Source organism: Bacteroides sp. HMSC067B03 (assembly GCF_001811315.1).
Taxonomy (GTDB): Bacteria; Bacteroidota; Bacteroidia; order Bacteroidales; family Bacteroidaceae; genus Bacteroides; species Bacteroides faecis.
Window position 1 is genome coordinate 1 of the sequence record NZ_KV804264.1, and the last position, 15,686, is coordinate 15,686.

The window sequence follows — 15,686 nt, forward strand, 5'->3', positions numbered from 1 at the left end:
TTACTCCACTGGAAGAATGGATTGAGTACCTGAAAACCGGTTGTATTCGTCACGATACTACAGCTCCCGGCTTGGGAGAAGCCCGCAAAAAGCTGATTTACTATAATATGTCTCCGGAAGAACGACATGCTTATGATGAACACTTAAGCGCCATAATGATACAAAATGACGTATTGGATGGGGCTAAATTGGAAGGTCGCATGGAAGGATTGGAGGAAGGAATGGAAAAAGGGATAGAAAAAGGACGAATGGATATAGCTCGGAATCTGAAATCAATGGGACTGGACATAGCGGCAATCCAAAAAGCTACGGGATTGCTACCTGAAGAAATTCAGAAGTTGTAAATGATGTGATTGTTTATATACTATTGTTCCGTTTCATTTCTTTTCCCACATAAGCGATAATGAAGAGAAATGATAGTCATCTGAATGGCAGGGATACATTTGCAATTGAATGGACAGATACATTTACCACACATTTTTTCACTAATTCTCACCCGACTCATTACTTATGAACGAGTCTCCATGTAAGAATGAAGCAAACTTGCACTAAAGTATTTCCCAATAAGTACAAGACTTGCTCCGGACAAGTACTTAAGTTGTCTGATTCTAGTACTACGTTCGGGTCGAAGATGTACAACATTGGAATGAAAGATGTACTACCTTTACTCTATTGTATATTATCAAGCGTTCACCGCATTCAGCCTTTTCAGTTTCTCTCGCAAACGTCCTGATAGAAGGAGATAGCGACTGAAGGCTGTTTTTTTATACCCTGCCTCTGGCGCCTTCTGAGAAGAGGGAGTGCTTTCAGCCCTTTCAGCCTTGGGCATACATAAATCCATCGTTTATTGGCTATGCCTACTCTGCATACAATTGATCGTTACTCGACATATGGGCTGAATCCTGTAAGCCCGGAGATGAACTTCACTCACCACCGAGTTGAACTCCACTCACCACCGAGATAATGGTTACTCGCTCCCGAAGTGAAAGTGGATGGTATACCAGCTTATTTGAAATGAATAAACTGTTCATAATTCATAAAAACAGAGGTTCGGTTTACCTCAAACAGAAGCTCTGTTTGTCTCCAATAGAGGTTCTGTTTAAGATAAATACAGGCTCTATTGAAACAGAACTTGCTAGCGCTCGAACCAATTTTTTCCGGCTGAAGGGGCTGAAAGCACTCCCCCCTCTCAGAGCGTGCCAGAGGTGGGATATAAAAAACAGCCTTCAGCCGCTATCTCCTTCCATCAGGGCGTTTGCGAGAGCGACTGAAGGGCTGAATGCTTTTATCCCTGCAAATACAAACGATTAAAGCATAAGTGCACGATGAACCGATTCGTGAATCATTACCAGAGCTGTGATCCCTATGAAATTTCCCCTTTTCATTTTAATAATTACCCCAGGCATCTGTGAAGATGTCATTAACCTAACCAGTTAATTGCGAAGCCGCCATTACCTTCTTTCCCACGGTATGGCGGTCTTTTTTAAATACAACGCTTGCTTAAATAGCGAACCGGATACCATACAGACAAGAATCCTACTGCCAACACTGTAATGAAAATAAGTACCACATCCCACAGATGGACACTCACCGGATAAGCATCTACCACAAAAGTACCACCCCCTCCGCCAAGGGTAATCAGACCATACTTCTGCTGGATGAAACATAATATCAAACCCAGAATAATACCGGAAATGGCTCCAAACAAAGAAATCAGACGGCCTTCAAATAAAAAGATACGAGATATAAGTTTGTCACTGGCACCAAGGCTGCGCAATGTAATGACATCGTCTTTCTTGTCCAAAATCAACATAGAAAGAGAACCAATCACATTGAAACAGGCGATCATCAGAATAAAAGTAAGAAACAGATAAGAAATCAGTTTCTCTATTTCCATGATACGGAAGACATCGGCTTGCTGCTGATAACGGTTCTGTACCACAAAGTCATCACCCAGCATTTTCTCTATTTTAGATTGTACAGATGACACATTAGCGTTTGGCTTCAGCTTCAGCTCAATGCCGGAAACCTCTGTCGTATAGTCCAATAAGTTACGAAGAAAATCAAGGGAAGTGAGAATATAACTTTCATCATACTTCTGTTGGTTGACCACAAACACAACACCCGGTGAATAAAGATAGTCGCGATTGAAAGAAGCCCCGGGGTTCGCCATATTCACTTTGGCATTCCGCTTGGGAAGGTACACCTGCAAAGGATCTACAAACGCCAGTCCTGTGCCCAAAGTCGAAACCAGTTCCACACCCATCACTCCATAATTCACAATCGAATCATGAAGAATAAATTCACCGGCTCCGTAAAGAATGCTGTCTATTTCAGTTAAATCTTCAAAATTATCTTCTACCCCTTTCAGCACTACCATGGCCTGACGGTCTTTATATTGTACCATCGCATTCTCTTCCAGAGTCTCTGTAGATACCGATACTTCGGGAAGCGCACAGACCGCACGAATTTTTTCATTCTGCCCATCGAATACTTTTCCTTCACGGACCGTAATCTTCAGTTGAGGATCAAAAGCCGTGAAAAAGCTGGCTACCATATCCTGAAATCCGTTAAAGACGGAAAGCGTACAGACCAGTGCAAGCGTAGCAAGCGCTACCCCGCATACCGACACGCCGGATATAATGTTGATAGCATTATGCTTCTTCTTCGAGAAAAGATAACGCCGGGCTATGTAGAAGGGGAAATTCACTTCAGCAAAGAGTCAATCTTCTCAATATAATCCAGCGAATCGTCCACGAAAAACTTTAATTCGGGGATAATCCGTAATTGATGACGTACACGAGTACCAAGCTCATAGCGAATGGTTTTCATGTTCTCATTGATATTCTTCACTATTTCTTCAGCTTTCTCGGATGGGAAAACGCTCAGGTAAACACGGGCGATACTCATATCGGGACTGATACGAACAGCGCTGACCGATACCAATGTACCCGGCATTGCCTTTGTTTGAAGCAGGAATATCTCGCTCAACTCCTTCTGTAACAGGCGAGATATTTTATTCTGTCTGGTTGTTTCCATAAACTTATTTACAATTTTACGATTTATAATTCAAATTTTCTTCCTTATGATCGTCAATCCGTCACGCAAAGGAAGAATTACTTTTTCCACCCGGCTATCCGTAGCGATGAAATCATTAAAAGCCTTGATACCGATAGTCTGCGTATCTGAGCTGCGAGGTTGCTCCAGCACATGCCCATCCCACAAAGTATTGTCGGCAATAATATACCCACCTGCGGAAAGATGTTTTAAAACCATCTCATAATAATCGATGTACATCCGTTTATCACCGTCAACAAAAGCCAGATCGAACGTAATACCTAACTGAGGAACAAGCTCCAGAGCATCTCCGATATAAAATCGGATCTTGTCCGCAAAGGGAGAATTCTCCAGCCAGGGACGGGTGAAATCCTCTTGTTCATCATTTATCTCAAACGTATGCAACATTCCGCCCTCCCGGAGTCCTTCCGCCAGACAAAGGGCAGAATAACCGCTATACGTTCCGATTTCCAGTATTTGCCAGGGACGAATCATTTCCACGAACATTTTCAGCATCCGCCCCTGTAAGTGCCCGGAAGCCATACGGGGACGAAGCAATTTCACATGCGTATCCCGATAGAGCGCCTTCAGATAGTCACTTTCAGCATCGATATGCTGCAAAATATATTCATCAATAGATTCAGTCTCCTGCATAAAACCCGGTCTTATAAATAACAGTTAGAGATAACGATTGTTGTTAGGCAATACAGTTTCTCCCGCATGCTTCAATGCATCTTCCACAACGTTGATTTCAAGGAAGGAAGTTTGCGTACCTGCCTTACCGCTACTTAAATAACCCACCATATCAGATGGCTGCAAGCGTCCCTCTTTCAAAAGACGGCGCAGAGCGGCAAAGTAGTATTCCTGTCCGTTGGCCAATTCCGGCATATAGATAGCTTCCACACCGTAAGAAAGAGCCAGATGACGCATCGTTTTTTCCTTATAGCAGATAGCCAACACCGGGAATTTACCACGGAAAGCAGCCAGATTACGGGCTGTCCGTCCACTGTAGCTATCTGTAATGATAGCGCGTATCTTCAGTTTCGATGTAGCTTTCACCGCTTGTTTAGCGAGGAATGCCGTCACGTCGTTGCTGTTTTCGTTCAACGGAATACGGATATCGTTTTCTTCCAGCTTATCCTTTTCAGCCTGAGCTGCGATCTTAGTCATTGTCTTCACTGCATCCACCGGATATTTGCCATAAGCAGTTTCACCGCTCAGCATCAAAGCATCTGTACGATAATAGATTGCATTTGCAATATCAGTCACCTCCGCACGAGTCGGACGGGGATTGTTGATCATCGTATGAAGCATCTGAGTTGCAACGATTACCGGCTTCTTTGCCAGAATACATTTGCGGATCAGCACACGCTGGATACCCGGAATACGTTCCTGCGGAACTTCGATACCCAGGTCACCACGGGCTACCATCACACCATCCGCCACTTCAAGGATCTCGTCAATGTTGTCTACGCCCTCCTGATTCTCAATCTTGGCAATAATGCGGATATCACTGTTGTGTGCATCCAGAATCTCACGGATATCGAGCACATCCTGACGGTTGCGCACGAAAGAGTGAGCGATGAAATCGATATCTTTTTCGATGGCATAAAGTATATTATTGCGGTCTTTTTCTGTCAATGAAGGAAGATTGATACGAACACCCGGTACGTTCACGCTCTTGCGGCTTCCCAGCGTTGCATCGTTTTTCACTTCGCAAAGCAGATAATCGGCGGTCTTGTCGATCACTTCCAGTTCCAGATCACCATCATCAATCAACACCAGTCCTCCGATATTCAAATCGTTCACAAAATCCGGATACGAAACAGCAATGCATTCACGAGTCGTCTCCTGATCAGGATTACCGACAATCTTCACTTTATCACCTATCTGATAGGGGATCGGTTCCGCATTGGCAGTCGTACGTACTTCCGGTCCTTTGGTATCCATCAGAATCGCAATCCGGTTGGATACGGAACGAACATTGGCAATCAACGCTTCAAAACCTTCACGGCTAGCGTGAGCCGTATTCATACGCACTACATTCATCCCAGCTTCAAACAGCTGTTTTATAAAGTCCACATCGCAACGTCTATCCGAAATGGATGCAACGATTTTTGTCTGTTTCAGTAACATAGCCTTTTTACCTATTTAATATATTAATACCTTATTTATTATCTAACAAAGCCTCCAGAGCCAAACGATACGAATTCAGCCCGAAACCACAGATGACTCCTTTGCACGCACAGGCAATCATAGATACATGCCGAAAAGACTCGCGGCTATGTATATTAGAGATATGAACCTCGATCACCGGAGAAGTCACAGAACGAATGGCATCCTGCAAAGCGATGGATGTATGCGTATAAGCACCGGCATTCAGAATGATGCCGTCTGCCTCAAAACCTACCTGCTGAATGCAGTCAATCATTTCTCCCTCAATGTTCGATTGAAAATAGTCGATCTCCAAATCAGCATACCTTTTACGAAGCTCAGCCAGATAGTCCTCAAATGTAACACTTCCGTATATGGAAGGTTCACGCTTGCCCAACAGATTGATGTTCGGGCCATTAATAATTTGTATTCTCATCGCCGTAGTCCTGCTTTTTTAATACCTTTGTATCCAAAGAACAATATTTCAGGCTACAAAGGTAGAAAAAAGAAATGGAAATCAACGAAAAAAACAAGAAGAAGGAGCAACAAGCACTGATAATCAGAAAGTATCGGCAGTATCTCAAACTGGAAAAGTCTTTATCTCCCAATACATTGGACGCTTATCTGACCGATCTGGATAAACTGATGAGTTTTCTGACGCTGGAAGGGATAGACGTCCTCGAAGTATGCCAGTCGGACCTCCAGCGCTTTGCTGCGGGTTTACATGACATTGGCATCCATCCCCGCTCGCAGGCACGCATTTTATCCGGCATCAAGTCTTTCTTCCGTTTTTTGATTATGGCGGATTATCTGGAAGCCGACCCCAGCGAATTACTGGAAGGTCCTAAGATAGGACTTAAACTTCCCGAAGTACTGACAGTAGAGGAAATAGATACCATCATCTCCGCCGTAGACCGCAGCAAGGCCGAAGGACAACGCAACAGAGCTATCCTGGAAACATTATACAGCTGCGGACTACGCGTATCCGAACTTGTCAATCTCAAGCTATCTGACCTCTACTTCGATGAGGGTTTCATAAAAGTAGAAGGCAAAGGAAGCAAGCAACGCCTTGTTCCTATCTCTCCCCGTGCCATTAACGAGATCAAACTTTATTTCGCAGACCGCAACCAAATAGAAGTTAAAAAAGACTATGAGGATTTTGTATTTGTCAGCCAGCGAAGGGGCAAATCACTTTCCCGAATCATGATCTTTCACATGATAAAAGAATTAGCGCAAAATGCAGGTATCACCAAGAACATCAGTCCGCACACTTTCCGACACTCTTTTGCCACTCATTTACTGGAAGGTGGCGCCAATCTACGGGCCATCCAGTGCATGCTCGGACATGAGTCCATCGCAACGACCGAAATTTATACCCATATCGACCGCAACATGCTTCGTAGCGAGATTATCGAGCATCACCCCCGAAATATTAAGTATCGGAAAGAAAAAGAGTCAAGTTTTCATTAAATTATGATAAAAACCTCCTGCTAACTACATAATTATATTAAGAATTAATATCTTTGCGATGTTTTTACTTTATTAGGATTGAAAAGGGGTTATAAATATGACGATATTTCAATTACAAACATTTAATTTATACCTAAAATGACAAAGAAGTTGTACTTGCCTTTACTCATGGCAATTGTTGTTGCACTTTTCTCTTCGTGCAAGAAAATGGGTCCCCTGTCAGCGGACTACTTCACTGTTACTCCACAAGTGTTGGAAGCAGTAGGTGGTAAAGTTCCTGCTACCATTAACGGTAAATTCCCTGAAAAGTATTTCAAGAAAAAAGCTGTAGTAGAAGTTACTCCGGTTTTGAAATGGAATGGCGGTGAAGCTAAAGGGCAAAGTGCTGTATTCCAAGGAGAAAAAGTAGAAGGAAACGATCAGACTATCTCTTACAAAGTAGGTGGTAGCTATACGATGAAAACGTCTTTCGACTATGTTCCTGAAATGGCTAAATCTGAACTGTGGCTTGAATTTAAAGCTAAAGTTGGTAACAAAGAAGTTGTTATTCCTGCAGTAAAAGTCGCTGACGGTGTAATCTCTACTTCTGAGTTGGTAAACAACACATTGGGCAGCGCTAACCCGGCATTGGGCGAAGATGCTTTCCAACGTATCATCAAGGAAAAGCACGATGCCAACATCATGTTCTTGATCCAACAAGCTAACATCCGTTCAAGCGAGTTGAAGACTGCAAAAGAATTCAACCAGGAAGTTGCTAACGTAAACAGCGCTGAAAACAAGAAGATCAGCAACATCGAAGTTTCTGCTTATGCTTCTCCTGATGGTGGTGTAAGCCTGAATACAACTCTGGCAGAAAACCGTGAAAGTAACACTACCAAGATGCTGAACAAAGACTTGAAGAAAGCTAAGATCGACGCTCCGGTTGACGCTAAATATACTGCACAGGACTGGGAAGGCTTCCAGGAACTGGTTTCTAAATCTAACATCCAGGACAAAGAACTGATCCTTCGCGTACTGTCTATGTATCAGGACCCTGCACAGAGAGAACAGGAAATCAAGAACATCTCTTCTGTATACAAGAACCTGGCTGACGATATCCTTCCTCAACTGCGTCGTTCTCGTTTGACTTTGAACTACGAAATCATCGGTAAGTCTGACGAAGAAATTGCTAAGCTTGCTTCTTCTAATCCTTCTGAACTGAATGTGGAAGAATTGCTGTATGCTGCTACACTGACTAACGACCCTGCTAAACAGGAAGCTATCTATACTCAGGCTACCAAACAGTTCCCTAACGATTACCGTGGATACAACAACCTTGGTAAACTGGCTTATCAGGCTGGTAACGTTGACAAAGCTGAATCTTACTTGAAGAAAGCTGCCAGCGTAAACGCTACTCCTGAAGTTAACATGAACTTAGGTTTGATCTCTTTGATCAAGGGTGACAAAGCTGCTGCTGAAGCTTACTTCGGTAAAGCTGCAGGTACAAAAGAACTTGGCGAATCTATGGGTAACCTGTACATCGCTCAAGGTCAGTATGAAAGAGCAGTTAACTCATTCGGTGACGCTAAAACTAACAGTGCTGCTTTGGCTCAGATCCTTGCTAAGGACTACAACAAAGCTAAAAACACATTGGCAGGCGTAGAAAAACCTGATGCTTACACAGACTACCTGATGGCGGTTCTGGGTGCTAGAACTAACAATTCTTCTATGGTAACTAGCAGCTTGAAGAGCGCTATTGCTAAAGAACCTGCGTTGGCTAAGAAGGCTGCAACAGACTTGGAATTCTCTAAGTTCTTCACAAATGCAGATTTCATGAGCATCATTAAATAAGAGAATTACCACTCTATTTTAAATATTGAGAATTGCTCGTCATTACAAATGACGGGCAATTCTTTTTTTTATCTGTAAAAAACCGTACTTTCGCAGAAAAGAAATCAAAGCAATGAAAAAGAGCAGCATTTTAATCCTCATACTTATCTGTCTGGCCGGATGCAAAAAGAGCTCCAACGAGACAACCATCACAGGAGAGATCAAAGGACTCGGCACTGATACACTTTATCTGTACGGCATGGACGAACTCTACGACCGGATAGACACCATTTATGCAGAGAATGACAAGTTCTCTTACACCACCAATGTAGATACGATCACTTCTGCCTATCTATTGCTCAAGAACCAAATAGAATATCCTATTTTTCTGGACAAAGGAAACAAGATCAAGATAAAAGGAGATACAATCAACCTTAATCTCTTGACTGTCACTGGAAATATATACAACGAAGAGTTTACAGACTTTCAGCAAGAACTGAAAGGGCCGGTCAATCCTTCGGAAAAGATTGGTGAAGAAGCAACTGATAAGACAAAAAATGTAGAGGAAACAAAAACTGCTGAAGAGAAAGCGGAAGAATTCATCCTGCAACACCACTCCTCTTATGTCAGCCTTTACTTATTAGATAAATACTTCGTTCAGAAAGAATCACCGGATTTCACTAAAATCAAAAAGCTGGTTAATGTAATGACAGGTGTATTACAGGATAAACCATATGTCGAACGGTTGACTGAAACGATCACTCAAGCGGAGAAAGCAGAGGTTGGCAAATATGCGCCTTTCTTCAGCCTGCCCAATGCCAAAGGAGAAAAGATCACCCGTTCATCGGATGCATTCAAGCAAAAAAGCCTGTTAATTAACTTCTGGGCTTCCTGGAACGATAGCATCTCCCGGAAACAGAACAATAGCGAACTAAGAGAAATCTACAAGAAGTATAAGAAGAACAAATATATAGGCATGCTCGGTATTTCACTGGATGTAGACAAACAGCAATGGAAAGACGCCATCAAGCGTGATACGCTGGAATGGGAACAAGTATGTGATTTCGGCGGACTCAATTCTGAAGTTGCCAAGCAATATTCCGTCTGGAAAATACCTGCCAACATACTTCTCTCGTCAGATGGAAAGATTGTAGCCAAGAATCTTCAGGGGGAAGAACTGAAAAAGAAAATAGAAAAGATTGTCGAAGAAGCGGCAGAAAAAGAAAAGAAAAACAAACAGAAAAAATAAACGATCATCAAACGTGCTAATTAAAGTTTTCGGAGCGGCTGTTCAAGGGATTGATGCAACACTCATCACAATCGAAGTCAACAGCTCACGTGGCTGTATGTTCTATCTCGTCGGTCTTCCGGATTCTGCGGTTAAGGAAAGTCACCAACGTATTATCTCCGCACTGCAAGTCAATGGCTATAAGATGCCGACCAGCAATCTGGTCGTAAATATGGCTCCTGCCGATATCCGCAAAGAAGGTTCGGCTTATGATTTGCCTCTCGCTATCGGCTTGCTGGGTGCCAGCGAAACCATATCGTCTGAGAAGTTATCCCGTTATCTGATGATGGGAGAACTTAGCCTTGACGGGAGCATCCAGCCTATCAAAGGAGCACTTCCTATTGCCATCAAAGCTCGCGAAGAAGGTTTTGAGGGACTCATTATTCCTCAGCAAAATGCACGGGAAGCAGCGGTCGTTAATCAATTGAAGGTATATGGTGTCAGCAATATCAAAGAAGTCATAGAATTTTTCAATAACGAAAAAGAACTGGAGCAGACAATAGTCAACACACGGGAAGAGTTTTATCAACAGCAGACAGCCTTTGACCTGGACTTTGCAGATGTAAAAGGACAAGAAAATGTAAAAAGAGCATTAGAGGTAGCAGCTGCCGGAGGACATAATCTACTAATGATCGGTGCTCCCGGCAGTGGCAAATCTATGATGGCTAAACGGTTACCCTCCATTCTTCCTCCTCTCTCCCTGGGTGAGAGCCTGGAAACGACCAAGATACACTCTGTTGCCGGAAAACTAAACCGGGGTTCTTCACTGATCTCCCAACGCCCGTTCCGTGATCCTCATCACACGATATCGCAAGTAGCCATGGTCGGCGGCGGAAGTTTTCCACAGCCGGGAGAAATCAGTCTGGCACATAATGGAGTTTTATTTTTGGATGAACTACCGGAATTTAACAGAGGAGTGCTGGAAGTATTGCGCCAACCACTTGAAGACCGGCAGATAACCATCTCTCGTATAAAGAGCACCATCAGTTATCCAGCCAATCTGATGCTCATCGCATCCATGAATCCATGTCCGTGCGGATACTATAATCATCCGACCAAAGCATGTGTTTGCAGTCCCGGACAGGTGCAGAAGTATCTGAACAAAATATCCGGCCCATTACTGGACCGCATTGATATTCAGATAGAAATCGTTCCTGTACCTTTTGATAAGATATCCGACCAGCGGCAAGGAGAAGCAAGCAGCATCATTCGGGAAAGAGTGATTCGGGCACGCCGGATACAGGAACAGCGTTATGCCGATTACCCCGGTATCTACTGTAATGCGCAGATGAGCAGCAAACTACTATCCATCTATGCACATCCGGATGACAAAGGACTTTCTCTGCTACGAAACGCGATGGAACGTCTCAATCTCTCTGCACGCGCGTACGACCGTATATTAAAAGTGGCACGTACTATTGCCGATCTGGAAAATATGGAGTGGATTCAACCTTCACATTTGGCCGAAGCCATCAGTTATCGTAATTTGGACAGAGAGAACTGGGCAGGTTAAGGATATTAAACAAAAGATTCACATCAAATAAGTAAATCATGAATACCGCTATTACACATTGGGGATATACTCCATCGGGAGAATCCATTTATCTGTTCCGGTTGACCAATGCTTCCGGAGCGTCCATTGAACTTACCAATCTGGGAGCCAGCTGGGTTTCAGCCCATATGCCCGATAAACATGGCATTTTTGAAAACATTCTGTTGGGATACGATAACGCTGAAGGATATATAAAAGACACCTATTATATGGGAGCCACTGTAGGCCGGTTCGCTAACCGCATTTATCAGGCATCTTTTTCCATCAAAGACACTACTTATCAGTTGGAGAAAAACGATGGAGAAAACACCAATCATGGCGGAGCATCCGGTTTTCACAAGAAGATATGGCAATGGGAGCAAATTGATTCCGGTATCCGCTTCATTCTCCACTCTCCGGATATGGAAGGAGGATATCCGGGCAATGTACACGTAAAAATAGAATATCAATTCACAGAAACCAATGAACTGACAATCAGTTATTATGGAATCACAGATCGCCCCACTTATCTGAATCTGACTAATCACGCCTATTTCAATCTGTCCGGCGATAAACGAAAAATAACGGAACACCAACTCATGATACCTGTTACCCGGATATTAGAAACCACCTCACAGTTTATTCCTACCGGACACATGCAGGACGTAAAAGACAGTCCGTTTGATTTTACCATCAGTCATAGTATCGGAATGCATCTTTACGATGATGACGAACAGTTACATTGGAACAAGGGATACAATCATTGCTATATCCTGAAAGAAGAATCGTCCGACACGTTATTGACAGCCGCCGTATTATCCGATCCTTTTTCCGGTAGAAAGCTAACTGTCAGGACTGACTTACCCGGTGTTTTATTATATACCTCCGGCTATCTCACTCCCACACCGGATATCGGTGTATGCCTGGAGACGCAGTACTTCCCGGATACCCCTTCGCATCCGCATTTTCCTTCCTGCCTGCTCATGCCGGGGGAAGAGTATCTCCACAGAAGTATTTACACATTCGAAAGATAACCTCTCCTGCTGTCCACACGCTGACATCCTCTGTCTCCGTATGGACAGCAAAAACTTTTTTGCCACCAATCTCTTTTTATTCATATATTTGTTTTACATTTGTGATAAACAAAAAAGCAACAATATGAAAACGTCCATTGTAACCTTCCTGATCACATTTTGTTTTTACCTGTCAGCTTATGCACAAGCGTCTCAAGACAAAGCTGCAGAGCTAAAGGAACAAGCTTTGAGTAGCTTGAAGCAGAAAGATTACATCAAAGCCCGTTATCTGTTCAAGAAAGCGTACGAGGCATTTGCTGCACGCGAAAACTATCCACAGGCTATAGAGTGTGGTATTCAGGCCAACGCCTTATATGTGAGAGAGAACTTCTACAAGGAAGGCTTCGAACTATGCCGCGACATGGAACAATTCATTTGGACAGGCGAACAGAAACAGAAAAAAGTCTTTTATGATTTACGGTTCCCTATCAGCAAGGAACGGTTGCAGATGTACATTGCACTGAAAAATCCTGCACAAGCCAAAAACCAACTGGACAAGCTGGAAGAGATGGCCAAGCTCGCCAAGAATGACTCCTTAATGGAAGTGCTGCTTTACACGAAAGCCAACTATTACTATACTTTCAATCAAAATACGCAAGGGGATGCCTGTTTCCGCAAACTCATCAACCAATACAAGGAAAAGAGGGATTACGATAAAGTGAGCGACTGCTACAAGACCCTAATCGGCATCGCACGTAAAGCCAACAATGCTTCACTAATGGAACGTACCTACGAAAGCTATATCGTCTGGACCGACTCAGTAAAAGCCCTGACTGCTCAGGATGAACTGAATGTCCTGAAAAGGAAATATGATGAAAGCCTGCTGACTATACAAGACAAAGACAGTACCTTATCTGCCAAGCAATATATCATCATAGGACTCTGTACACTTGTGGCCATCCTCATAGCCGCATTGATAGTACTCGCCATCTTATTATTGAGATTTATCGCCGGTAACCGCAAACTTAAAAAGAGTGTAATTATAGCCAATGAGCACAATGATTTGAAAACTAAATTCATTCAGAATATATCCTCGCAGATGGAACCGACTCTGAACACTTTAGGAGCCTCCGCCAAGGATCTCTCTGCCAAAGCTCCTCAGCAAGCAGAGCAAATGCAGGCACAAGTAGCTGCCTTAAAGCAATTCAGCGACGATATTCAGGAACTTTCCCTTTTGGAGAACTCACTGACTGAACCTTATGAAATGGGAGAAGTCAATGCAGGCACTTTCTGCGAGAACGTGATGGAGAAGGCGAAAGAATTTATGAAACCAGACGTCACTCCTTCTGTAAACGCACCCAAGCTCCAAGTAAAAACAAATAAAGAGCAACTGGAACGCATTCTTCTCTACCTGCTGAAAAATGCCGCTTTCTACACAGAACAGGGACGTATCAGCCTTGACTTCAAGAAACGCGGCGCACACACCCATCAGTTTATCATAACCGATACAGGTACAGGCATTTCGGCAGAGCAACAAGAAAATCTCTTCAAACCATTCACACAGGTAAAAGACCTGACAACAGGTGATGGCCTGGGATTACCCATCTGTTCACTCATCGCCACGAAAATGAATGGCAGCCTGACGTTGGATACAAGTTATACAAAGGGATGCCGGTTTATTCTGGAACTTCATGCATAAATAAAGTATTTAAGGACTTTATATCGTTAGATTACCGACTTCCAATGGTGGCTATAATTACTACTTCTAGCCACCATCAGAGAACGGGCACTCTACTCATACAAAAAATAGCGACAGGTTAGCACATAAACGACAGGCGGGTTTATAATAAATACTGTGATCGTTTATTATAAACGTCCCTGTTACTCTAAAATAGAAATCGACAGAATAATCTTCGAATTTATAAGACAAAAAAGGCTGCAAACCTCATAAAGTTTGCAGCCTTTTCCTATATTAAAGCATCCTATCCCCTAATATACACCAAAGGGACAAGCACTATTTGTTACTATATTATACCACCATAGAAGATGATTCCATACTAATTTTCTCATTTTATTTGCCGTTCTTAAATGATTCTGTTCAGGTTTAGAACTACAAATATACAACATTTAAAAACATTTGTCAAGTACCCGATTCGTTTTCAGTTATCAGAGTTGTTATTTCACGATTCTTGGCTCAATTACCTTCCCACTAATAGAAACGGCTCCTTGGTTTGAAATAGCAAAATTCTTAAAAAAGGAAGTACGTGGATGTATTTTCTCTTTGCTCCAATGGGCATGGAAAATATATTTCCAGCTACCATCTTTACATTGGAAAGGTGCACCATGACCGGTACCTACCAATCCTATCGCCTCAACGCCTTGTAAAAGCGGATTCTTACTATATTTAATCCATGGTCCCATTGGCGATTCAGACGTAGCATAACCTACTCCATAACCTTTATTCTGATAGTGGTTGGCTGAATAAATCAAGTAATAGGTTCCATTCTTCTTCAAGACTGAAGGTCCCTCTGCAACCTTAGCCTGCAAAAGTTCCCACGGCTCCTCCGCTTTTATGCACTCCGACAAAGTTTCCGTCTTGATCTTCATCAAATCATCGGTCATCTGAGCCACCCAAATTACATTTCCATCTGTAAAGCGTACAAAATAAAGATACGGGATACCGTCATCATCTATGAAGAGAGAGGTATCAATGCTCTTTTCCTCCCAAATAGGATGTTTTACTTCTTGCCGGAAGGGACCTGCCGGGGAATCAGAAGTAGCTACACAGATATGCTCTTCCGCAGAATAGAACATATAAAACTTCTTTTTTGATTTAATATAGTAAACCTCCGGAGCCCAAAAGCCCCACTCTCCATATGAATCTGCAGCCGACAGTGCTTGCCCTTCCCGTTTCCAATTTTTCAAATCATCGGAGGAGAAGCAGGCGAAGCCTTCACCTGCTGTTGTACCACCGGTACCATAGGCATAATACTTATTATTGTAGAGCATCACATATGGATCAGCAATAGGCAGACGATCTGACTCAACACTCACTTCTTTGTTCGGAATATTCTTCTCTCCTTTATTCATTGCGCTACTTTTTCCACTGTAAACCAACAGGATACAAAGAAGTAAAAGAGCGCTCATCTCTTTCTTTATCATAGACAGACTTTTTAAGTTTATAATTATACGATGCAGGCAAAGTTACTATATTTTCGTACAAAATCACTACACCTTGTAAGCAAAGTATACATCACATATGGAACCAGAGATTCTACTACTATCCTTTTATGCATTATTAATAGCAGAAACAGTAAGTAAACCAGCCTTCTCTAAGAAATTTCTTTTTGAAGTCATTGTATCT

The 15,686-nt window shown here is 42.8% G+C and carries 12 protein-coding genes and 1 pseudogene; 7 read left to right on the forward strand and 6 right to left on the reverse strand.

The genetic code is table 11. The features are described from left to right. Window positions 1-344 (forward strand): annotated as a pseudogene (locus HMPREF2794_RS02270) (hypothetical protein); the annotation flags it as partial. 1,139 nt (window positions 345-1,483) lie between these two features. Here the strand turns inward: HMPREF2794_RS02270 and HMPREF2794_RS02280 are convergent. From HMPREF2794_RS02280 to aroQ, 5 genes are read right to left on the reverse strand one after another with little or no spacing between them, the layout of a single operon-like run. Continuing rightward, window positions 1,484-2,710, reverse strand: a complete 1,227-nt coding sequence (locus HMPREF2794_RS02280; protein WP_010535696.1) for an FtsX-like permease family protein — start codon at window positions 2,708-2,710, stop codon at window positions 1,484-1,486. Beyond that, window positions 2,707-3,039: a 30S ribosome-binding factor RbfA gene (gene rbfA / locus HMPREF2794_RS02285; RefSeq protein ID WP_010535697.1), complete on the reverse strand. Its 333-nt coding sequence runs from the start codon at window positions 3,037-3,039 to the stop codon at window positions 2,707-2,709. The genes HMPREF2794_RS02280 and rbfA overlap by 4 nt, the downstream gene beginning before the upstream one ends. A gap of 30 nt (window positions 3,040-3,069) precedes the next feature. Continuing rightward, the gene (locus HMPREF2794_RS02290) at window positions 3,070-3,711 is read right to left on the reverse strand and encodes an O-methyltransferase (RefSeq protein ID WP_010535698.1); all 642 of its coding nucleotides are present in this window, start codon (window positions 3,709-3,711) and stop codon (window positions 3,070-3,072) included. Between the two features lie 24 nt (window positions 3,712-3,735). Continuing rightward, on the reverse strand, window positions 3,736-5,193 hold the full coding sequence (gene pyk / locus HMPREF2794_RS02295; RefSeq protein ID WP_010535699.1) for a pyruvate kinase: 1,458 nt from the start codon (window positions 5,191-5,193) through the stop codon (window positions 3,736-3,738). 31 nt (window positions 5,194-5,224) lie between these two features. After that, window positions 5,225-5,647, reverse strand: coding sequence for a type II 3-dehydroquinate dehydratase (aroQ, locus tag HMPREF2794_RS02300; RefSeq protein ID WP_010535700.1), 423 nt, complete (start codon window positions 5,645-5,647; stop codon window positions 5,225-5,227). Between the two features lie 74 nt (window positions 5,648-5,721). Between aroQ and xerD the strand changes: the two genes are divergently transcribed. The 6 genes from xerD (at window position 5,722) to HMPREF2794_RS02330 (ending at window position 14,021) form a co-directional block, all read left to right on the forward strand. Next, window positions 5,722-6,681 carry a site-specific tyrosine recombinase XerD gene (gene xerD / locus HMPREF2794_RS02305; protein ID WP_010535701.1) on the forward strand — a complete coding sequence of 320 codons (960 nt, stop codon included), beginning with the start codon at window positions 5,722-5,724 and terminating at the stop codon, window positions 6,679-6,681. Window positions 6,682-6,819: 138 nt separating this feature from the next. Beyond that, complete coding sequence (locus HMPREF2794_RS02310) at window positions 6,820-8,511, forward strand: tetratricopeptide repeat protein (RefSeq protein WP_070750756.1); 1,692 nt, start codon at window positions 6,820-6,822, stop codon at window positions 8,509-8,511. Between the two features lie 112 nt (window positions 8,512-8,623). Beyond that, the gene (locus HMPREF2794_RS02315; RefSeq protein ID WP_070750758.1) at window positions 8,624-9,739 is read left to right on the forward strand and encodes a TlpA disulfide reductase family protein; all 1,116 of its coding nucleotides are present in this window, start codon (window positions 8,624-8,626) and stop codon (window positions 9,737-9,739) included. A gap of 13 nt (window positions 9,740-9,752) precedes the next feature. Continuing rightward, a complete protein-coding gene (locus tag HMPREF2794_RS02320) occupies window positions 9,753-11,291 on the forward strand; it encodes a YifB family Mg chelatase-like AAA ATPase (RefSeq protein WP_070750761.1) in 1,539 nt (512 codons plus the stop codon). 38 nt (window positions 11,292-11,329) lie between these two features. Beyond that, entirely contained in the window at window positions 11,330-12,343 is a 1,014-nt protein-coding gene (locus HMPREF2794_RS02325) for an aldose epimerase family protein (protein ID WP_070750763.1), read from the forward strand. Window positions 12,344-12,467: 124 nt separating this feature from the next. After that, window positions 12,468-14,021, forward strand: coding sequence for a sensor histidine kinase (locus tag HMPREF2794_RS02330; RefSeq protein WP_070750765.1), 1,554 nt, complete (start codon window positions 12,468-12,470; stop codon window positions 14,019-14,021). A gap of 476 nt (window positions 14,022-14,497) precedes the next feature. Here the strand turns inward: HMPREF2794_RS02330 and HMPREF2794_RS02335 are convergent, their stop codons facing one another. Further along, window positions 14,498-15,412: a glycoside hydrolase family 43 protein gene (locus tag HMPREF2794_RS02335; RefSeq protein WP_371489964.1), complete on the reverse strand. Its 915-nt coding sequence runs from the start codon at window positions 15,410-15,412 to the stop codon at window positions 14,498-14,500. Window positions 15,413-15,686 lie beyond the last annotated feature (274 nt).